At 70.7% G+C, this 20,547-nt stretch carries 19 protein-coding genes; 10 read left to right on the forward strand and 9 right to left on the reverse strand.

Annotated features, from left to right (window positions below; genetic code table 11):
* Positions 1–549, reverse strand: a complete 549-nt coding sequence (locus tag ABZ860_RS06780) for a DUF1349 domain-containing protein (protein WP_357216089.1) — start codon at positions 547–549, stop codon at positions 1–3.
* Positions 550–905: 356 nt separating this feature from the next.
* On the opposite strand from ABZ860_RS06780, the gene ABZ860_RS06785 reads away from it, so the two are divergent.
* The 3 genes from ABZ860_RS06785 (at position 906) to ABZ860_RS06795 (ending at position 3,088) form a co-directional block, all read left to right on the forward strand.
* On the forward strand, positions 906–1,505 hold the full coding sequence (locus tag ABZ860_RS06785) for a hypothetical protein (RefSeq protein WP_357216092.1): 600 nt from the start codon (positions 906–908) through the stop codon (positions 1,503–1,505).
* Between the two features lie 62 nt (positions 1,506–1,567).
* Positions 1,568–1,888, forward strand: a complete 321-nt coding sequence (locus tag ABZ860_RS06790) for a co-chaperone GroES (protein WP_357216095.1) — start codon at positions 1,568–1,570, stop codon at positions 1,886–1,888.
* Positions 1,889–1,915: 27 nt separating this feature from the next.
* A complete protein-coding gene (locus ABZ860_RS06795) occupies positions 1,916–3,088 on the forward strand; it encodes a M20 family metallopeptidase (protein ID WP_357216097.1) in 1,173 nt (390 codons plus the stop codon).
* Positions 3,089–3,091: 3 nt separating this feature from the next.
* On the opposite strand, the gene ABZ860_RS06800 is transcribed toward ABZ860_RS06795, so the two are convergent.
* The 5 genes from ABZ860_RS06800 to ABZ860_RS06820 form a co-directional block, all read right to left on the reverse strand.
* The gene (locus ABZ860_RS06800) at positions 3,092–3,514 is read right to left on the reverse strand and encodes a TIGR02611 family protein (protein ID WP_357216100.1); all 423 of its coding nucleotides are present in this window, start codon (positions 3,512–3,514) and stop codon (positions 3,092–3,094) included.
* 63 nt (positions 3,515–3,577) lie between these two features.
* Positions 3,578–4,756, reverse strand: a complete 1,179-nt coding sequence (locus tag ABZ860_RS06805; RefSeq protein ID WP_357216103.1) for an acetate kinase — start codon at positions 4,754–4,756, stop codon at positions 3,578–3,580.
* Positions 4,757–4,839: 83 nt separating this feature from the next.
* Complete coding sequence (gene pta / locus ABZ860_RS06810; protein WP_357216106.1) at positions 4,840–6,897, reverse strand: phosphate acetyltransferase; 2,058 nt, start codon at positions 6,895–6,897, stop codon at positions 4,840–4,842.
* A gap of 147 nt (positions 6,898–7,044) precedes the next feature.
* Positions 7,045–7,824: a phosphotransferase gene (locus ABZ860_RS06815; protein WP_357216109.1), complete on the reverse strand. Its 780-nt coding sequence runs from the start codon at positions 7,822–7,824 to the stop codon at positions 7,045–7,047.
* A 166-nt stretch (positions 7,825–7,990) separates the two neighbouring features.
* A complete protein-coding gene (locus ABZ860_RS06820; protein WP_357216112.1) occupies positions 7,991–10,747 on the reverse strand; it encodes a cellulose binding domain-containing protein in 2,757 nt (918 codons plus the stop codon).
* 200 nt (positions 10,748–10,947) lie between these two features.
* Between ABZ860_RS06820 and ABZ860_RS06825 the strand changes: the two genes are divergently transcribed.
* Complete coding sequence (locus ABZ860_RS06825; protein WP_357216115.1) at positions 10,948–11,775, forward strand: patatin-like phospholipase family protein; 828 nt, start codon at positions 10,948–10,950, stop codon at positions 11,773–11,775.
* Positions 11,776–11,880: 105 nt separating this feature from the next.
* Here the strand turns inward: ABZ860_RS06825 and ABZ860_RS06830 are convergent, their stop codons facing one another.
* Both ABZ860_RS06830 and ABZ860_RS06835 read right to left on the reverse strand, forming a co-directional pair.
* On the reverse strand, positions 11,881–12,078 hold the full coding sequence (locus tag ABZ860_RS06830) for a DUF2795 domain-containing protein (RefSeq protein ID WP_357216117.1): 198 nt from the start codon (positions 12,076–12,078) through the stop codon (positions 11,881–11,883).
* Positions 12,079–12,169: 91 nt separating this feature from the next.
* Positions 12,170–12,808: a LysE family translocator gene (locus tag ABZ860_RS06835; protein ID WP_357216120.1), complete on the reverse strand. Its 639-nt coding sequence runs from the start codon at positions 12,806–12,808 to the stop codon at positions 12,170–12,172.
* A 537-nt stretch (positions 12,809–13,345) separates the two neighbouring features.
* Between ABZ860_RS06835 and ABZ860_RS06840 the strand changes: the two genes are divergently transcribed.
* The 6 genes from ABZ860_RS06840 to ABZ860_RS06865 all read left to right on the forward strand — a co-directional run bounded on the left by ABZ860_RS06840 (position 13,346) and on the right by ABZ860_RS06865 (position 19,776).
* Positions 13,346–13,996 (forward strand): CDP-alcohol phosphatidyltransferase family protein, encoded by a 651-nt coding sequence (locus ABZ860_RS06840; protein WP_357216123.1) that lies wholly within the window; start codon positions 13,346–13,348, stop codon positions 13,994–13,996.
* 73 nt (positions 13,997–14,069) lie between these two features.
* Positions 14,070–15,149 carry a sulfate adenylyltransferase gene (gene sat, locus ABZ860_RS06845; RefSeq protein WP_357216126.1) on the forward strand — a complete coding sequence of 360 codons (1,080 nt, stop codon included), beginning with the start codon at positions 14,070–14,072 and terminating at the stop codon, positions 15,147–15,149.
* The gene (pyk, locus tag ABZ860_RS06850) at positions 15,146–16,237 is read left to right on the forward strand and encodes a pyruvate kinase (RefSeq protein WP_357216129.1); all 1,092 of its coding nucleotides are present in this window, start codon (positions 15,146–15,148) and stop codon (positions 16,235–16,237) included. Before sat ends, pyk begins: the two co-directional genes overlap by 4 nt.
* Before the next feature lie 173 nt (positions 16,238–16,410).
* Positions 16,411–17,748 carry a cation:proton antiporter gene (locus ABZ860_RS06855; protein ID WP_357216132.1) on the forward strand — a complete coding sequence of 446 codons (1,338 nt, stop codon included), beginning with the start codon at positions 16,411–16,413 and terminating at the stop codon, positions 17,746–17,748.
* A 105-nt stretch (positions 17,749–17,853) separates the two neighbouring features.
* Entirely contained in the window at positions 17,854–19,527 is a 1,674-nt protein-coding gene (locus ABZ860_RS06860) for a sodium:solute symporter family protein (RefSeq protein WP_357216135.1), read from the forward strand.
* Between the two features lie 9 nt (positions 19,528–19,536).
* On the forward strand, positions 19,537–19,776 hold the full coding sequence (locus ABZ860_RS06865) for a hypothetical protein (RefSeq protein ID WP_357216138.1): 240 nt from the start codon (positions 19,537–19,539) through the stop codon (positions 19,774–19,776).
* 61 nt (positions 19,777–19,837) lie between these two features.
* Here the strand turns inward: ABZ860_RS06865 and ABZ860_RS06870 are convergent, their stop codons facing one another.
* Positions 19,838–20,530, reverse strand: a complete 693-nt coding sequence (locus tag ABZ860_RS06870) for a TetR family transcriptional regulator (protein ID WP_357216327.1) — start codon at positions 20,528–20,530, stop codon at positions 19,838–19,840.
* Positions 20,531–20,547 lie beyond the last annotated feature (17 nt).

A 20,547-nucleotide genomic window follows, 5' to 3' on the forward strand; every position in this document is an offset into this window, starting at 1 on the left:
TTACGTCAGCGACAGGCGGGTGAAGCGGGTCTCGAAGCCCTTGCCCACCGGGGCGGCGCACATGACTCCGGCGAGGGCCGGCGCCTGCGGCGGGAAGTAGGCCAGGCGCAGCAGGTGCTCCGGCTCCGCGCCGTTCACGCCGTATCGGACCGTCACGGCGTCCCCGGCCCGTTCGAGGTCGAACGTCGCGGAGACGAGGCCGCCGGGCGCGGGGGTGACGGACCAGTCGGAGAAGCCGCGGGTGACGACGACGCTGAGCTGGTGGCCGCCGTCGACGAACTCGACCCCCGCCTTGATCCAGTTCTCCTCGTCGATCCGCAGCACGGCCCCGGCCTGGTCGTACTGCTCGGCGTAGTCGGCGTCGAACGTCACGGTGAGCCGCGCGTCCCCGGCGACCTGCCGGCCGAACATGTGGGCGGTGTCGTACGAGTAGCCGTAGTGGGTCTTCTGCCACAGGTCGCTCTGGGCGCCGGCGACGGCCCGCAGGCCCTCCCCTGCCTGCGACCACTCGGCGGGCTCGTTGATCCACGTGAAGTCGTCGAACGCCATGCCGGTCCCCTGCCGTCGCTTTGACTGATCGTGCTATGAGAGCCCTTCCCGGGCGCGTGCGTCAAGGACGATCTACTTGTTGTTTAGATCGATTTGTCCCCTTTACTTCCTCTTTCCCTATACTCGTGCCTCACATCACCTTTTGCCCCATAAATCCCGTACATCGCACCACCGTCGTATCCCCTTCCCCAGGGAACGCGCGGCCCGCTTCCGGAGCCTTCCGTCCCTCCTCTCCGAGGGTTCGCTCCGTCATGCCCGGGCGCGCGTGCGGAGCCCGCCTGCCGGCCGGGACTCCTCGACGACGTGAGGCCCTGCTCCCCCGAGGGCCGCCCCGCGACCGAGACGAAAGGAACCTCATGCGCAAGCGAGCCCGTCAGGCGATCACCATGGCGATGGCCGGAACCACACTCGTCGCCGCCGCGGCCACCGCCGCGGACGCCTCGGTGATCCCTCAGGCTCCCTCCTCCGCACCGCTCTCCCGGACGGCGCCCGCCGCCTCCCCGGACACCGCCTTCCCGATCCCCGCAGACCTCGTCACCCTGGGCGCGGCCTTCAACGCGGCCCTCCGCACGGCGTACGCCGAGACGAAGAAGGCCGCCTCCCTGCCCTCGGGCGTCTCCACCGCCACGTCCTTCTGGGACGCCGAGACCGCGTCGGGCAGGCCGATGCGCTACCGGACCGTCGCCAGCCCCTACTGGCCCCTCGGCACCAAGGTGCGGATCACGTACAAGGGGAAGAGCGCGATCGGCGTCGTCGAGGACTTCGGCCCGGCCGAATGGGCCGTGGCCCAGCACGACATCCCGGCCATCGTCGACCTGTCCGAGAAGATGATGGCCGACCTGACGGGCGTCGCCTCCAACACCGTCCACGTACGGTTCCAAGTGCTGAAGTGGGGCAAGGGCGGCGTCTACCGCCGCTCGGGAACGGGCTACGACCTGGCCATGGGCCACCGCTGAGCCAGCGCCGCCGATGAACCTCCGATGACGGTGCCCCGGGCCGCTCCGCGTACACTGCGAGCGTGGCTGACCCGAAGTTCGAGATCCAGATGCTCCACGACCGCGTGATGGTCAAGGTTCAGCGGGAGCTTGAGGAGCGGCGCAGCAGCGCGGGCATCGTCATCCCGGCCACGGTCAAGATGGCCAACCGGCTCGTCTGGGGCGAGGTGTGCGGCGCCGGCGCCAACGTCCGGTCGGTCAAGACCGGCGACAGGGTCCTGTTCAACCCCGAGGACCAGTACGAGGTGGAGGTGCAGGGCCAGCTCTACCTGGTGCTGCGCGAGCGCGACCTGCACGCTGTGGCGACGCAGCAGACCGACCACGGCACCGGCCTCTACCTCTGACCCCCCGACCTCGCGCCAAGGTGGACCATGACCCTCCAGGATGACCTCGTCGAGCTTCGCCGCGCGCTGCACCGGGAGCCGGAGCTCGGCCTCGACCTGCCCCGCACGCAGGAGAAGGTGCTCGCGGCGCTCGACGGCCTGCCCCTGGAGATCACCACAGGCGAGCGCCTGTCGTCGGTGACCGCCGTCCTGCGCGGCGGCCGGCCGGGCCCCGCCGTGCTGCTGCGCGCCGACATGGACGCGCTGCCGGTGCACGAGAAGACCGACGTGCCCTACCGGTCGCGCTTCGACGGCCGCATGCACGCCTGCGGCCACGACATGCACACGGCCATGCTGGTGGGAGCCGCCCGCCTGCTCAGCGAGCGCCGCGCCGACCTCGCCGGTGACGTGGTGCTGATGTTCCAGCCCGGCGAGGAGGGCCACGAGGGCGCCCGGCTGATGATCGAGGAGGGCGTGCTCGACGCGGCCGGGGCCAAGCCCGTCGCGGCGTACGGCATGCACGTCTTCGCCACGACGATCCCGCGCGGGCTGTTCCTGACCAGAGGCGGGCCCGTGCTGGCCGCGTGCGACACGCTCACCGTGACCGTGCGCGGCAGGGGCGGCCACGGCTCCGCCCCGCACCGCGCCCTCGACCCGATCCCCGCCGCCTGCGAGATCGTGACGGCCCTGCAGACCCACGTCACCCGCGGCTACGACGTGTTCGACCCGGTCGTGGTGACCGTCGGCAGCTTCCACGCCGGCACCACCGACAACGTGATCCCGGACGAGGCCGTCTTCGAGGCCACCGTGCGCACGTTCTCGGCCGGCTCGCGCGACCGCATCAGGGAGGGCCTGGTCCGGCTCGCCCGCGGCATCGGGGAGGCGCACGGCCTCACCGTCGACTGCGCGTTCGGCCTCGGCTATCCCGTGACGGTGAACGACGACGCCGAGGCGGAGTTCGCCGCCCACACGGTGCGCGAGACCCTCGGCGAGGACCGCTACTTCCCGCTGCCCACCCCGGCGACCGGCTCGGAGGACTTCTCGTACGTGCTGGAGCAGGTGCCGGGGGCGTTCCTCGTGGTCGGCGCCTGCCCGCCCGGCCGGGACCTCGCCACGGCCCCGGCCAACCACTCGGCCGAGGCGGAGTTCGACGACGCCATCCTGTCCGACGGCGCGACGCTGCTCGGCGAGCTGGCGGTCCGCAGGCTGGCCCGCGCCTGACGGTCAGCCCAGGAGCTCGCGGGCCTTCTGAATCAGGTCGACGCCGAGGGTCAGCCGGACCGACACCCAGACGATGGCCCCGGCGCAGAGCAGGGTGAGCGCGGTCGCGACGATGCGGACGAACCAGTTCTGCCGCTTCAGCCAGTCGGTCGCCGCCCTGACCCTGTCCTTGGCGAACTCCAGCAGCCGGGACGCCCAGGGGAACTCCGTCGCCAGCACGGCGAGCCCGGCGAAGACCACCAGCCAGCCCGGCCCCGGGAAGGGCACCATGATCAGGCCGGTGACCACGAGCGCGGTGCCGATCACCCCGATGACGATCCGCAGCGTCAACCGGCCCGCCGGAGTCGCCCGGATCCGGTCGAGCCAGCCCGCCGAATCGGCAGCGCCCTGTTTCCCACCCGTACGACTGTCCTCAGCCGTCGCCACACGGCTCACCCCCATTCGCTGCCCACGATAGCCAGCGGACGACCGCGGCGGCGATCGGCCGGTTCACGCGTCCCCGAGGCAGGCGGCGGTCTGCTCGGCGATCTCCAGCTCCTCGTTGGTGGGCACCACCAGCACCGCCACCTCGGCGCCCTCCGGGGAGACCACCCTGGCCTCCGCCGAGTCGGCGGCGTTGCGATCGGGATCGACCTCGATGCCGAGCCTGGTGAGCCCGGTCACCGCGAGCGCACGGACACGCGGGCTGTTCTCCCCCACGCCGCCGGTGAAGACGAGGGCGTCCACGTGGCCGAGCGCCGCGTAATAGGCGCCGATATAGGCCCGCACGCGGTAGCCGTACACGTCGAGCGCGAGCCGGGCGTCCTCGTCCCCGGAGTCGGCCAGCCGCCAGACCTCCCGCATGTCGTTGGCGCCGCACATGCCGAGCAGGCCGCTCTCCTTGTTGAGCGCCGCGTCGACGCCGGCGAGGTCCATGCCGGCCACCCGGCCGAGATAGGCGCCCAGAGCCGGGTCGACGTCCCCGGAGCGGGTGCCCATCACCAGCCCGGCGAGCGGGGTGATGCCCATCGAGGTGTCCACGCTGCGCCCGCCCCGCACCGCCGTCGCGCTCGCGCCGTTGCCGAGGTGCAGCACGATCGAGTTCACCTCGTCGTACGGCCGGCCGAGCAGCGCCGCCGCCCTGCGGGAGACGTACGCCGTGGAGGTGCCGTGGAAGCCGTAGCGGCGCACGCCGAGCTTGCGGGTCCACTCGCGGGGGACGGCGTAGGTGTGCGCGTGCGGCGGGATCGTGCCGTGGAAGGCGGTGTCGAAGACGGCGACGTGCGGCAGGCCGGGGAAGGCCCGCCGGGCGACCCGGATGCCCTCCAGGTTGGCCGGGTTGTGCAGCGGCGCCAGCGGCGCGATCTCCTCGATGGCCCGCTCGACCTCGTCGTCGATCAGCACCGGCGTGATGAACCGGCTGCCGCCGTGGACGACCCGGTGGCCCACGGCGGTCACGCCGTCGAGCGGCGGCCCGTGCTCGGCGAAGGCCGCGAGCACCGCCTTCAGCCCCTCCTCGTGGTCGGCCACCCGTCGCTCGGCCCGTACGCCGTCGTGGGTGAGCACGCTCTCGTCCTCGCCGATGCGCTCGATCAGTCCTCCGGCCACGGCCAGACGCGTCCCCATGTCGATGAGGCGGTACTTGATCGACGACGACCCCGTGTTCAGGACGAGGACCTGCCCGCTCACTGTGTCTCCTCCCGCGCCCGCGCGCTCACTGTGCTTCCCATCGCGCCTGCGCGCTCACTGTGCTTCCCATCGCGCCTGCGCGCTCACTGTGCTTCCCTCCGCGCCTGCGCCTGGATGGCCGTGATCGCGACGGTGTTGACGATGTCGCCCACGGTCGCCCCGCGGGACAGGTCGTTGACCGGCTTGCGCAGGCCCTGCAGGACCGGCCCGATCGCGACCGCGCCCGCGCTGCGCTGCACCGCCTTGTAGAGGTTGTTGCCCGTGTTGAGGTCGGGCACCACGAACACCGTCGCCCGCCCCGCCACGGGGCTGCCGGGCATCTTGGTGCGCGCCACGCTCGGCTCGGCCGCCGCGTCGTACTGGATCGGGCCCTCGACGGGCAGGTCCGGCCGCAGCTCGCGGACCCGCGCGGTGGCCTCGCGCACCTTGTCCACCTCCGGCCCGGCGCCGGACTCGCCGGTCGAGTACGACAGCATCGCCACCCGCGGCTCCACCCCGAACCTGGCGGCCGTGGCGGCCGACGAGATCGCGATGTCGGCGAGCTGGGCGGCCGTGGGGTCGGGGACGACGGCGCAGTCGCCGTACACGAGGACGCGGTCGGCCAGGCACATGAAGAACACGCTGGACACGACGCCGACGCCCGGCGAGGTCTTGATGACCTCGAACGAGGGCCTGATCGTGTGGGCGGTGGTGTGGGCGGCGCCGGAGACCATGCCGTCGGCCAGCCCGAGGTGGACCATCATCGTGCCGAAGTAGGAGACGTCGGTGACGATGTCGCGGGCCTGCCCGGCGGTCACGCCCTTGTGGGCGCGCAGCCGGGCGTACTCCTCGGCGAACAGCTCGCGCAGCTCCGGGTCGAAGGGGCTGACCACGCGGGCGCCGTCGACGGCCAGGCCCATCGTGGCCGCCGCCAGCCGGATCTCCCGCTCGTCGCCCAGCAGGGTCAGCTCGGCGACGCCCCGGCGCAGCAGGCTGTCGGCGGCGCGCAGGATCCGCGGTTCTGAGCCCTCCGGCAGCACGATGTGCCTGCGGTCGGCCCGGGCGCGCTCCAGCAGGTCGTACTCGAACATGAGCGGGGTGATCGCGGCGGCCTTGGTGACCCGCAGGCTACGCAGCAGTACCCCGGCGTCGACGTGCTCGGCGAAGACCCCGAGCGCGGTGTCGATCTTGCCCTTGGCGTCCGGGCTGAACCGGCCCTCGGCCTTCGACAGCGTGGTCGCGGTCTCGAACGTGCCGCCGACGGTCGTGATGATCGGCAGCCGGATGTCCATGCCCTTCAGCAGGCGGACGACCGCGTCGGGCAGCTCCAGGCCGCCGTTGAGGATGATCGCCGACAGGGCGGGGAACGTCGGGGCCTTGTGCGCGGCCAGCAGCCCCGGCACCAGCGCGGCGGCCCGGTCGGCGGGGACGACGACCGCCAGGCCCTCGGTGAGGCGCTCCAGGATGTTCGGCAGCGACATCGCGCCGATCATCAGCCCGCCCGTCTCCCGGCCGAGCTGGTCGGCGTCGCCCATGAACAGCTCGCCGTCGCAGGCGGCCATGAGGTCGCTGACCGTCGGCGCGGACAGCCGCCGCACCTCCGGCAGGACGTACGCGGGGACGCGGGCGGCGATCTCGTCCACCAGGCCGGGGGCGACCCGCGTGACGACCGTGGCCAGCTCGGTGGCGTGCCGCTCGGCCAGCTCCTTGCGCGACATCTCGACGGCCGCGGCGATCTCGTCAGGAGTGCGGTCGAGCCCGGTCACCACGTTCATCACCGGTGTGCCGAGGTTGGCGGCGAGCTCGGCGTTGAACACGAACTCGGTGGGCGCGCCCACGTCGGTGTAGTCGGTGCCGATCACCACGACCGCGTCGCACCGCCCGGCGAGCGCCCGGTAGCGGGCCAGGATCTCCCCGGCCGCGCGTTCCTCGTCGGCGTGCACCTCCTCATAGGTGACGCCGGTGCACATCGCGTACGGCAGGCCGATCCCGAAGCGGCTGCGCGCGGTGTTGACGAGGCTGTCCTCGCGGCCGGACCGGACGACCGGCCGGAACACGCCGACCGTGCCCACCTGGCGGGTCAGCAGTTCGATCATGCCGAGGGCGATCGTGCCCTTGTTGCTCCTCGCGTCGCCGGCCGCGACGTAAACCCCGATCGCCATCGCGCAGTCACCCCTGTCCAGGCGCGGCCCGACGGCCCGCCCAGGCAAGGCTATGCGAAGGGTCCCTCGGAGATACCAGTCGAAGGTCACATCCGTAGGGGCTTTTCTCACATGTCACGCCGTCCACAGTGCGCTGCCCCCGGCCGCTCAGGCGGGGAGGCGGGCGAGGACGCCGTCGAGGCCGCTGCGCACCCTGTCCGGGTCGCCGGTGTCGAGGCCGTACGTGACCTCGTGCCACGGGCCGAGCCGGTGCCACAGCAGTGCCCGTTCGACGAGCTCCGGCGCGGCGCCGTACTCCGCCGCCACGGCCCGGGCGAACGCCGGCGGGGCGCCGTGGAGCGCCCACGCCAGGTCGAGCGCCGGGTCACCGACGTGCGCGTCGCCGAAGTCGATGACGCCGCTCACCGTGCCGTCCCGCGCCAGCACATGCTCAGGCCCGAGGTCCCCGTGGACCAGGGCACCGGCAGGCGAGGCGACCACGGCGGCCAGCAACGCCGAGGCGGCACCTCGCCGGTCGTGCGGTAGAAGCGGTACGACGCGGGTGCCGAAGTCCTCCACGGTCGCCGCCCGCTCCCGCAGCGCTTCCCGCGCCGGCGGCGCACCATGCCGTACGGCCTGCGCGGGATCGGTCGCGTGCAGGGCCCGCAGGAACGCGCCCAGCATCCGGCCCCCCGCGGCGTCGAAGGTCTCGAGTCGCTCACCGGCGACCAACTCGTGCCGTACGACCAGCGGTTCCCGCCGCACGACGTGTGGAATCGGGACGGGCAACGGCAGCCGCGGCGCGAGCCACCGCATCAAGCGGGTCTCCATGAGCAGCCGCACGGCCACCTCCGGCCGCCTGGGACGGCGCTCCACCCACCGCCCCTGGACCAGCCGCGCCTGGCTGTCCCACCCCGTGCCGCCCCACTCGTCCGTCAGTCCCGTCACCACTCCAATAGATCACCCTTGCCCCGTCGCGCCCCACCTCTTTTCCCGCGGCCCGCTGGGGGGGCGTTCCGGGCCGCTTGGCAGGCAGAAGTCCGGCGCCGAGGACGATCGGCCGTACGGATGCGCCACCCGGGCGGCTCATCCGTACGGCCGTCGTCGTGCTATCTCACGAGGCGGTGCAGGTCACCGGCGACGGGACGGCGTTGGTGCCGTTCCAGCTCGCCTGGAACCCGAACGTGGTGGACGCCCCGGAGCCGAGCGAGCCGTTGTAGCTCACGTTGGTGACCGTGACGTTCGCCCCGGACTGGCTCACCGTGCCGTTCCAGAGCTGGCTGATGGTCTGGCCGTTCGCGAACGCCCACTTGACGCTCCAGCCGCTGGTCGAGGCGCTGCCGGTGTTCTTCACCGTCACCTCGCCCTGGAAGCCGCCCGGCCACTGGTTGACCACCTTGTACGTCGCCGAACATCCCTTGCCGCCCGACGGGCTCGCCGAGGGCGACGGGCTCGGGGACGGGCTGGCGGACGGCGACGGGCTGGGCGAGGGCGACGGGCTGGCCGACGGACTTGCGGACGGCGACGCCGACGGCGAGGCGGACGGCGACACGGACGGGGAGGCGGACGGCGACGGCGACGGCGACGGGGAGGTCCCGCCGTTGCGGTCGCCGTAGACGATGCCCCGGCCGTTGGTGCCGAGGTAGACCCGGCCGTAGATCCGCGGGTCGCCGGTCAGGGCCTCGCCCATGTTGCCGTACTGGTGCTGGTCGTCGTTGATGCGCACCCAGCTCGCGCCGGTGTCGTCGGACCGGAACAGGCCCTGCACGCCGTCGACGGTGCCGACCAGGTAGAGGGCCTGGTACGTCTTGCCGGGCGCCGCCTTGCCGAAGCCGATGTTCATCGAGCTGCTGACGTTCGGCAGCTTGGTGAACGAGGCGCCCGAGTTGGTGGAGTGCCACAGGCCGCCCTCGCCGGCCAGCCAGACGTCGCCTTCCTTGCCCGCAAGCGCCTTGAAGTGCACGCCGGTCGTGGGCAGCCCGGTCGCCGCGGTGGCGCTGAAGCTCGTGCCGCCGTTGGTGCTCACGTAGAACGTGCCGCCGGAGAATGCGTAGAACTTCTGCGCGTTCACCCGGTCGGACTCGACGATCGCGCCCGCCGGGACGCCGCTGGATGCGGTCCAGCTGTTGCCGTAGCCGACGGAGTAGACGACCTGCTGGCCCGCGTCGGCCGGCGCCCAGACGAAGCGGCTGCCGTCGGCCGCCGCCGCGACGGTGCCGCCGCTGTTGATCCCGCCCGGCTCGGTGCCCTGGAACCAGTTGGCCCCGCCGTCGGTGGAGAACGCCACGTGGCTGTCGTTCGGGCGGTCGGAGTCGGTGAAGTTGCCGGCCCGCACCATCACGCTCGGGTTGGTCTCGGCGTAGTCGAGCGAGGTCGTGGAGGTGAAGACGGGCTGGGTGAACATCATGGACGGCACGGCGTCGAGGTTGGTGTGCCGGAAGCCGCCGATGTCGCCCAGCGCGCTGACCAGCGGGGCGCCGCTCGGCGGGCTGATCAGGTCGAGTACGGCGGTCTCCTCCAGGCCCTTCACCATCGGCTTGATCGTGAACTGGCCGCCCGAGTCCCACTTCGTGAGGTCGGTGGTGCCGTAGATCGTCGCGCCGGTGCCGTACATCATCCGGTCGGAGTTGAACGGGTCGATCTCCACCGACTCGTTCATCCAGCCGAGCTTCGGCGTGACCTCGGGCGGCTGGGGGTTCGTGCCGAAGGTCAGCCACGGAGCGGCGGAGATGTCCATCTTGTAGCGGAAGCTACGGTTCGGGTAGGACGTCCAGTCCCAGATGCGGGTCCAGGTCGCGCCGCTGTCGGTGCTCCTGAAGAAGATCGCGTCGGGCCACCAGGAGACCTGGGTGGCGACCATGATCGTGCCGGGGTGCTGGCGGTCGACGGTCAGGCCGCTGTAGCCGAAGTAGTCGTCGGAGCTGCTGGACGGGATCGGGCTGATCTGGGTCCAGGTGCCGGTGGCGGTGGCGTAGCGCCACACGTCGCCCTTGGCGCCGTCGTACGGGCCGCCGGTGTCGCTGGTGGCGATGTAGAGGTAGCCGTTGACCGTGTCGAGCACGCCCTTGTGGGCGATGTAGCCGGTGGGCTGGCCGGCGACCCGCTCCCAGGAGGTGCCGCCGTTCGTGGTGCGGTAGACGGTGTTGTCCTTGTCGGCCACGCCCACGTAGATGGTCTGGGTGGCGCTGCCCGAGGTGCCGGTCCGCTTGTCGAAGGTCACCCAGACGACGCCCTGGTTGTCGCCGTTGTACGCGTCTCCCGGGCTGGCGACGTAGTTGCCGGCGTTGGGGAAGTTGGCCACCTTGGCCCAGGTCGCGCCGGAGTCGGTGCTCCGCCACAGGCCGTTGCCGCTGGGGGCGCCGAAGTAGAGGACGCTGTTCTTGTTCGGGTCCACCGCGAGGCGCTCGCCCATGCCGCGGCCGGGCATGTTGCCGCCCAGCTTGAACGGCAGCGGGCTCACCTGCCAGGTGTCGCCCTTGTTCGACGAGCGCAGGATCGCGCCGTTGTTGGGGTCCCAGCTGTTGGTGTACATGCCGACGGCCGCGTACACCTTGTTGGCGTCCACCGGGTCGGGGGCGATGCTGACGACGCCGTTGTAGCCCCAGTTGGACTGCCCGACCCAGTCGAGCAGCGGCGTCCAGGTCTGGGAGGACTGGTTCCAGCGGTACGCGCCGCCGATGTCGGTGCGCGCGTAGATCAGGTCCTTCTGGGCGGGGCTGAAGACGATCCCGGGGACGAAGCCGCCGCCGAGTATCTGCACGTTCTTGAACGTGTATGAGTCGGCGGCGACGGCCGACACCGGGCTCATTCTGATCACGGCCGTGACCAGCGCCACGGCGGCGACCACGAGCATGGTTGCGAATCTTCGCATGGACGGTTTCCCTCCGAGCACGGACAACCGGCCATGCACGACCAGGCGGGGACCCTGACCGTCCTTCTCCCACGTGCATGGAAATCTGAAGGGAAGATTCACACACGGGCGGAAGCGCCGTCAATAGTTTGGCGTCCAGACAAATTGCAACCGGTTTCACCAGGCCCGGGCACGCACTCCCGTGGAACATAATTCTGGTTATGACTACTGCTCTCGTGCTCGGCGGCGGAGGAGTCGCCGGCATCGCCTGGGAGGCGGGGATCGTCACCGGCCTGCGCCGCCTCGGCGTGGACCTGGGGACGGCGGACCGGATCATCGGCACCTCGGCCGGCTCGGTCGTCGGCACGCTCGTGGCCACCGGCGCCGACCTGGAGGAGGCGATCGCCCACCAGGCCGAGGTGGACACCGGCCCGCCCCCGGCCTTGGACCACATGAACGAGGTCATGGAGGCGTTCGCCATCATGTTCGATCCGAACCTCGACCGGCGGGAGGCCCGGCGCAGGATCGGCCAGATGGCCCTGGCGGCCAGGGTCGACCACTACGCCGAGCGGCTCGCGGCGGTCGGCGAACGGCTGCCGGTCAAGGAGTGGCCCGACCGCGAGCTGCTGATCACCAGCGTGGACGCGGCCACCGGCGAGTTCGTGGTGTGGGACCGGTCCTCCGGCGCGCCGCTGGTGCTCGCCGTCGCGTCGAGCTGCGCGGTGCCGATGGTCTTCCCGCCCGTGGAGATCGACGGCCGCAGGTACGTGGACGGCGGTGTCCGCTCCGCGACCAACGCCGACCTCGCGGCGGGCGCCCGTGCGCTCGTGGTGCTCGAACCGCTCGGCAACCTGACCCCCCGGGCCGTCCTCGACGCCGAGATGGCGAAGGCCGGCGCGGCCGCGTCGTACGTCGTCCACCCCGACACGGCGTCGGTCGCGGTGTTCGGCGAGAACGTCCTCGACCCGGCCCTGTGGGGGCCGGCCTTCGCGGCGGGCATCGACCAGGCCGCCGCCCTCGCCGAGCCGATCGCCGCCGTCTGGTCCTGACCCCCGGGTTCTTCCGCCGTACGCGCAGGAACGGGGCGCGGCGTCACGCGGGCGGGGGGGGGCGGGGCGCCCCCCCCCCCCCCCCCCCCCGCCCCGGCCCGTGTCTCACCGGGCCTCGGTGACCGCCTTGCTGACCGCGTTGGGGCCGTCGTACTGCCGGTCGGGGATGCGCTCGAGCGCGTCGATGATGTTGTCGTCCGCGCCCTGGTCGCGGGCCGTTTGGATCAGGTCCGACTTGCCGGCCGGATAGTCGACGCCCTTCAGATGCTTCTGCAGCTGGATCGGGTTCGGTGCGTCCGCCATGACATGCCTCCCTTCGTCGGTGTTCGTTCCGTTCCCCCTCGCGTACCCCGCCTCTCCCGCGCCACACGGGAACTGCGCTGCTCGGGACCGGTCAGGCGGTGGCCGACTGTTGCGTGACGATGTGGACGGCGAGCCCGGCCAGCACCGTGCCCATCAGATAACGCTGCACCTTCAGCCAGGCCGGGCGCCTGTTGAGGAAGGCCGCGACGGAGCCGGCGGTGATGACGATGGCGCCGTTGACGGTCAGGGCGATGACGATCTGGGTGAGCCCGAGCAGCAGGCTCTGCTCGGCGACATGCCCGCGCGAGGGATCGACGAACTGGGGCAGCAAAGACACGTAGAGGATCGCGAGCTTGGGATTGAGCAGGCAGGTGAGCAGGCCCATCGTGAACAGCTTGCGCGGCGGATCGGGCGGCAGAGGACGGGGTGTGAAGGCCGACTCGCCCCCGGGTTTCAGCGCGTTCCAGGCGAGCCAGAGGAGATAGGCCGCGCCGGCCAGCTTGATCGCCAGGTAGAGCGGCGGCACGACGGTGAAGACCGCGATGAGTCCCGCGGTGACCGCGGTGAGGTAGACCAGGAAGCCTGCCCCGATGCCCGCCAGAGAGTACAGCCCGGCCCGGCGGCCCTGGAGGATCGACCGCGAGACCAGATAGATCATGTTGGGGCCCGGCGAGAGCACGAGACCGAGGGCGATGGCCGCGATCCCGAGGACCGCGCTCAAGCTGATCATACGGTGGCCTTTCCCTATCCGATTCGTCAAACGGTTTTTCACGACCCGCGAATAACGTGGTCGCCCGGCCGTATCGAGCGTACGTCTTTCCGCCGGGAGATTCTCGCGAGGGAAGACACGATGCCCTCGCCGATTCGGGCACGCTCAATAACGGTGATCACGGACGACCCTTGTCCGCGCATCTCGATTGTTGAGACGAATTGCCGTAGTGATCGCACGCCGAAACCGGAACATCACGCTCCGCCAAGAACATGGATTTTCTTGCGTCAAGACCGTCCCACTCCCCTCTTGACGCATGGTGAACCAGCGATAAACATTGCCTCCGGAGAGATGGGATCTCCTTTCGGCGGGATCGGGGAATTCTAGGGGGCAACTCGTGCTCGGAATACGAGTCCCATCGCGGGAACCGCACGCGGCGGTGCGGCCGCGGCGGGCCGCGTCGATTCGGGAAAACCGTTCACGATGGGGAACGGGCGCGGTGAACGACATCGGAACGCGGCGTGAACGAGCCGCGCGCCCGGGAACGCCGGTCCTCCGGTGACCGCGCCGAGGCAGGCGGCGGACAGGGCCTCGCTCCCGGAAAGGGACGCGGCGCCGGCGATCCTGTACTACATCCGCGACCCGGCCAACATCTGCACCGTCATCGGGCTGTCCCTCGCCGTCGTCGCGCTGTACCTGCTGCTTCACGAGCGGATTCACTGGGCGACGGTGGCGCTGCTGGCCGCGGTCGCCTGCGACCTCCTCGACGGACAGATCGCCCGCAGGACGCCGGGGCGCACGCCCGACCACGGGCGGATCGGGGTGCAACTCGACTCGCTGGTCGACATCGTGACCTCGGCCGTCGTCCCCGGGACGCTGCTGCTGGTCATGGGCGGCCGTCAGGCGGTGTTCCTGCCCGGGGCGATCCTGATCGCCGTCGCGGGCGTGCTCAGGCTCAGCTACTTCAACGTTCACAGCGCGGGCGGCGACCATTTCCGGGGACTGCCCGTCTATTACAACCCCCTCGCCGTGGCCGGCGCCGTGCTCCTGGCGCGATGGCTGGGCGTATACGCGGTGTACGCCACCATTGTCGTGCTCGTCATCTTGAATCTCTCCTCACTGCGCGTGCCCAAGCAGCGGGGAATAGGGCTGTGGTGCCTGTTCGGGGCCACTTTCGCACTCATGGCCGCGCTGATCGCGACCAATTGACGTATTCGTGCCCGCGCCGGAGCGGGTCGCGTTTTTCAGCATGCCGGAAACGGCACCCTCGGGGAGGATGTGAATGACCGCGCTCGCACTCGGACGACGTCAGTATCTGGATTTGGAGAAACTCGCGCTCGGCGCCTTTTCGCCGGTGACCGGATTCATGGACCGGCGCGAGTGGGAAAGTGTCGTGGAGACCATGCGGCTGCCGGACGGCGAGCCGTTTCCGCTGCCGATCGCTCTGGACGTGGACTCCGCCCTGGCCCGGCAGGCGGAGCGGACGGCGCGGGTGACCCTGACGTACCGGGGCGCGCGTGTGGCCGAGGTGGCCGTGACCGACGTCTTCCGGCGGGATCTGCGGGCCGACGCCCGCAAGATCTTCGGAACGGACCGCCCAGACCACGCCGGGGTGAAAGCCTTCCTCGACCTGCCGGGCTTCTTCGTCGGCGGCCGGGTCGCCGGCTTCGAGCGCGCCCCGGCCGAGGAGGGCCTCGCGGAGCTGACGCCCGCCGAGAGCCGGCGCGTGTTCGCCGAGTACGGATGGGAGACGGTCGCCGGGTTCCAGACCCGCAACCCGCCCCACCGTGCGCACGAATATCTGCAACGCGTCGCCCTGGAGCACGTGGACGGGCTCCTCATCCAGCCGCTCGTGGGACGCAAGAAGCCCGGCGATTTCGCGCCCGACGCGGTGCTGCGGGGCTATCGGGCCCTGCTCGACCACGTCTATCCGAAGGACCGCGTGCTGCTGTCGCCCATCACCGTCTCCATGTGGTACGCCGGTCCGCGGGAGGCGGTCTTCCACGCCCTCATCCGGCGCAACTACGGCTGCACGCACTTCATCGTCGGCCGCGACCACGCCGGCGTGGGCGACTGGTACGGCAAGTACGCCGCCCACGAACTGACCAGGCGGTTCGAGGGCGAGCTGGGCATCCGGATCATGCGGCTGCACGGCCCGTATCACTGCGAGATCTGCGACGGGATCGTGACGGAGCGGACCTGCCGCCACGGCGGTACGGCGGCGATGACGGAGATCAGCGGGACCTGGATGCGGCGGATGCTGCAGTCCGAGACCGAGCCCCCCGCCCACGTCATGCGGCGGGAAGTGGTGGCCGCCGTGCGCGGCGCCGGCCGGTTGTTCATCGAGGAGGAGAGCGCATGAGCCGCACCCGCGTCATCGCCACCATCGGGCCGGCGACGAGGTCCGCGGAGACGCTCGCGCGCCTGGCCCGCGCCGGGATGAACCTGGTGCGGCTCAACGCCTCGCACAACACCCTGGCCTGGCACCGGGACACGATCGCACTCGTCCGGCGGGTGCTCCCCGCGACACCGATCCTCCTCGACGTGCCCGGGCGGAAGATCCGCACCGCGAACCTCGCGTCGGAGCCCGTGTTCGGCGTCGGAGACACGATCGTCCTCACCACGCAGACCGATGACGACGGCGGCCGGAAGGTGCCGATCAGCTCGCACCGGCTGCACCTGGACGTGTCCGCGGGCGACACGCTGCTGGCCGACGACGGCAAGTTGCGGTTCACCGTCGTCGACGTCAGGGGCCGCGACCTGCACTGCCGGGCCGAGGTGGCGGGCCGGCTGCGCAGCAGGAAGGGCATCAACGCTCCCGGCGTGGACCTCGGCGGCGAGCTGGTCGGCGAACGCGACCGTCAGATGCTCGCCTTCGCCCGCGAGACCGGCGTCGACCTGGTGGGGATCAGCTTCGTCGAGTCGGCCGGGCACGTCGAGCTGGTCAGGAAGGAGCTGGCCGGCGGCCAGGCCGGCATCGTCGCCAAGATCGAGACTCCCCGGGCCGTCCGTAATCTGGAGGAGATCATCGACAGCGCGGACGCGATCATGATCGATCGCGGCGACCTGTCGATCGAGACGGACGTCAAGCAGATCGGGTTGCTGCAGAAGGAGATCCTGGCCCGGTCGGCGGAGTTCGACAAGCCCGTCATCGTCGCGACCGAGATGCTGGACAGCATGATCGAAAGGCCGTATCCGACGAAGGCCGAGATCCTCGACATCACCAACGCCGTGCTCGCCGGCGCCGCCGGCGTCATGCTCTCCGGCGAGACCGCGATGGGCGCCTATCCGGTCGAATCGGTCAGCACGATGAAGCAGGTCGCCTCGGCCGCGGAGGAGTACCTGCGGAAGACCGAGGCCTCCGGCGACGGCGGACCGGAGCCCGCGCACGTCCTGGCCGCCCGGCCCGCGGGCGGCTCCGCCGCCGATCCCGCCGGGCGGCAGCGGTGACGCCGATCACGCGGCCGTCGCCGGTGACCTCCCGGCGGTGATCCGCACGGGATGATCGCACCACCTGATCCGCCGCTGGTCCCGGCATCGGCTGACGCCGCTCCGTCCCTCCCCCCTTTCCGGCACGGCTCCTCGGCACGGCCGTCCACGGGATACGAAAGAGGCCTCCGACCGTGACACTGAAGACCGCTGACGTCATGCACGTCCTGCTGGCCCTGACGATCCTCGTCCTCGCGGCGCACGCCGGCGCCGAGCTCTTCAGGCGCCTGCGCCAGCCGCCCGTGATCGGCGAGATAGCCGGCGGCCTTCTCCTGGGGCCGACCGTGCTCGGCTACCTCCTCCCCGGGGCCGAGCAGTGGGTGTTCCCGGCGGAGGGGCCGACCATGTCCGTGATGGGTGCGTTCTACCAGCTCGGACTGTTCCTCCTCGTCTACCTCATCGGCTTCGAGCTGGGCGGCACCAGGGCCGGGGCGGAGCGGCGGACCGTCGTCTGGATCACGGTGGCCGGGCTGGCGGTGCCGTTCGCCTCGGGACTGCTCATCGCCCGGTCGGCGGACATGACCGCGCTCGCCGGCCCGCTCGGCTCCCCCGCCACGCTGAGCCTGGTCTTCGGAACGGCCATCGCGGTCACGAGCATCCCGGTCATCTCCCGCATCATGCTCGACGTCGGCATCATGCGGACGCGCTTCGCGCGGGTCGTGCTCTCCGTGGCCGTCCTCGAGGACGTCGTGCTGTACGTCGTCCTCTCCCTGATCCTGGCGATGGCGCAGATCAGGGCGAGCGAGGCGTACGGTCTGTGGGCGCTGACCGGAATCGACTCGGCGGCGCTCACGATCGCGTACTACATCCTGGCCTCACTCGTCTTCCTGGGATTCCTCCTGTGGCTGGGCCCGCGGGTCCTGGGCCGCCTTTCCGCCAGCCGGCTGAACATCATCGAGACGCGCAGCCCGGTGGCGTTCCTCATCGCGGTCATCTTCCTGCTCTGCGTCCTGTGCGTGGGGCTGGGGATCGACCCCGTCTTCGGGGCGCTGATGGTCGGATTCAGCGTCGGGCGGCTCCCGACGGAGCGCGCGTCGGCGGCGCACAAGACCATCAAGGGCATCTCGCTGGCCTTCTTCGTGCCGGTGTACTTCGCGATCGTCGGCCTCAAGCTGGATCTGATCCACAACTTCCCCCTGGCGTTCTTCGCCTGGTTCTTCGCCGTCGCCTGCGTGGTCAAGTGGGGCAGCGTGTGGCTCGGCGCCCGGCTCGCCGGGGAGGACCGCGGCTCGGCCACGAACCTCGCGACGGCGATGAACGCCAGGGGCGGCCCCGGCATCGTGCTCGCGTCGACCACGTTCAGCGCGGGCGTGATCAACGAGGCGTTCTTCACCGCACTGGTGATCTTGTCGATCATCACCTCGCAGCTCGCCGGGGTGTGGCTGACGGCGATGGCCTCCCGCGGGCACTTCCGGCCCGCTCCCGACGTCGCCCGCGACCGCGGCGCGAAGGTGACGGCGGGAGCGGAGTGACGCCGATCGCCGGCTCTGTCCTGCGCCCACCTGCGGTTTTGTCACGATTGGGTATACGGGGGCCGCCTTTGTGAAACGGGGAGACGCTCGGGTAGCTGGCGTTGCGTGCCTGATGCCCAATTGCTGGCCGCACAGGATCTGCGGCTCGACGTCAACGTTCTGGACTACGTGATCCTCGCCCTGTACTTCCTCGTGGTACTGGGAATCGGCTTCGCCGCGAAGCGGGCCGTACGGACGAGTCTGGACTTCTTCCTCTCGGGCCGCGCACTTCCCGCCTGGATCACCGGCCTGGCCTTCATGTCCGCCAACCTCGGCGCGACCGAGGTCCTCGGCATGGCCGCCAACGGCGCGCAGTACGGCGCGATGACCCTGCACTACTACTGGATCGGCGCGGTCCCCGCCATGGTGTTCCTCGGCGTCGTGATGATGCCGTTCTACTACCGGTCCAAGGTGCACAGCGTCCCGGAGTTCATGCGCCGCCGCTTCAACGGCGCGACCCAGCTGCTCAACGCCGGGACCTTCGCCGTCGCGCAGATCCTCATCGCCGGGATCAACCTGTACGCGCTGGCGCTCATCATGGACGCCTTGCTCGGCTGGCCGCTGTGGCTGTCCATCATCGTGTCGGCCGCGATCGTGCTGGCGTACATCACGCTCGGCGGCCTGTCCTCGGCGATCTACAACGAGGTCATGCAGTTCTTCGTGATCGTCGCCGGGCTCGTGCCAGTGGTGATCATCGGCCTGACCCGGGTCGGCGGCTTCTCCGGCCTCGGCGAGAAGGTCAAGCAGAGCGTGCTGGGCGAGGGCGGGCTGCACACCTGGGCGCACACCGCCGGCACCGACAACCCGCTCAACGCCAACTGGATCGGCCTGGTCTTCGGCCTCGGCTTCGTGCTGTCCTTCGGCTACTGGACCACGAACTTCGCCGAGGTGCAGCGCGCACTGTCGGCCCGCAACACCAACGCCGCCCGGCTGACCCCGATCGTCGCGGCCTACCCGAAGCTCGTGATCCCGATCGTCACCGTGATCCCCGGTCTCGTCGCGGTCGTGCTGTTCGGCAACCTCGGCAAGGACGGCGGGCCTACGTACAACGAGGCGATCCCGCTGCTCATGAACGAGTTCCTGCCCAACGGCGTGCTCGGCGTCGCGGTGACCGGCCTGCTCGCGTCGTTCATGGCCGGCATGGCCGCCAACATCAGCGGTTTCAACACGGTCTTCACCCAGGACATCTGGAAGGCGCACGTCAACGGCGACCACCCCGACGAGTGGTATGTGCGGCTCGGCCGCATCGCGACCGTCGTCGGCGTCCTCGCCGGAATCGGCACGGCGTTCATCGCCGCCGGGTTCGGCAACATCATGAACTACCTGCAGTCGCTGTTCTCGTTCTTCAACGCCCCGCTGTTCGCGACGTTCATCATCGGCCTGTTCTGGCGGCGGATGACCGCCTGGGCGGGCTTCTGGGGCCTGCTGAGCGGTACGGTGTGCGCCTTCGCCTCATACATCCTCTACAAGGCGGGCGTGTTCGACTTCGGCACCGAGCTGAACGCGAGCTTCTGGGGCGCCGGCATCGCCTTCGTGGTCGACGCGATCGTCTCCGTCGTGGTCACGCTCGCCACCACCCCCAAGCCGGAGAGCGAGCTGCGCGGGCTCGTCTACGGCCTGAGCGACGCGTCCGTCGCCGACGACGCGCTGGCGGGAGACGCCGCCTGGTATCGCTCCCCCGTGATCCTCGGCGCCGGGGCGGTGGTCCTCGCCGCGGCGTTCTACCTGCCCTTCCTGTAGGAGGTTCGCATGGCCGCCCCGCATCGGCTCTTCGACATCCGCCGCGTGATCGGTGGTCTGTTCCTGGTGTACGGACTGATCCTCACCGTAACCGGGCTGTTCGACAGCGCCCAGGAGATCCAGAAGGCGGAGGGCATCCGCATCAACCTGTGGACGGGCATCGCGATGCTCGTCGTCGGCGGCGCGTTCCTGCTCTGGGAGCGCCTGCGCCCGTCCGACGCCCCCGCCCCTTCCGACGAAGAGGAGTGAACCCGCTCTTCCCGGCCGACTTCTCCGGCCGCGGTCGCATCCCCATGCGACCGCGGCCCTGTCATTCCGGCGGCTCGTCCGCCGCCGGCGCACCGGCGGCCGGGCGGCGGCGCCGGGGCATCCGCAGGGTGAGCAGCCGGGCGCGCGGCGCCACCCGCGCCGCGAGGCCGAACAACGCCTCGGTCCGCGTACGGTCCGCGTCGAGGTGGGTGAACAGGTTGACGCCCAGGTAGAAGGTGATCGCGGCGTACGCCACGTCGCGCGGGGGCAGGAGCCGGGCCAGCGGTGAGCCGCCGATCACCCGCTCGAGCGTCTGCTCCACGAAGTCGATCCAGGGGTCGGCCCGCTTGACGATCTCGGCCCGCAGCTCGGGACGGGCGATGCTGGCGCCGACCAGCTCGGAGAAGAGCGTGATGTGCCCGCCCTCGATGTCGGCCCTGTAGACCCGGGTGGCGGCCTCCACCAGCTCCTCCAGCGTCGCGGCCCCCGCGACGGTCTTCCGGTGGGCCCGCATGCGCTCCTCGGACGAGCGGTCGAGGGCGGCGAGCAGCAGCGGGTCGACGCCGCCGAAATGGTAGAAGACCAGCGCCGAGTTGACGCCCGCCGCCTTCGCGATCGTCCGGGCGCTCGTGCCCGCGTACCCCTGGGTCTTCAACGTCTCCGCGGCCGCCTCGATGAGCCGGTCGCGCGTCTCCGCGCCCGAGTCCCGCCGTGTCGTCAATCCGCCTCCCTTGACAGCACCCTTGATTCTCATCATACGGTTTAATCAGT

This window comes from Microbispora sp. NPDC046973 (assembly GCF_040644495.1).
Classification (GTDB): domain Bacteria; phylum Actinomycetota; class Actinomycetes; order Streptosporangiales; family Streptosporangiaceae; genus Microbispora.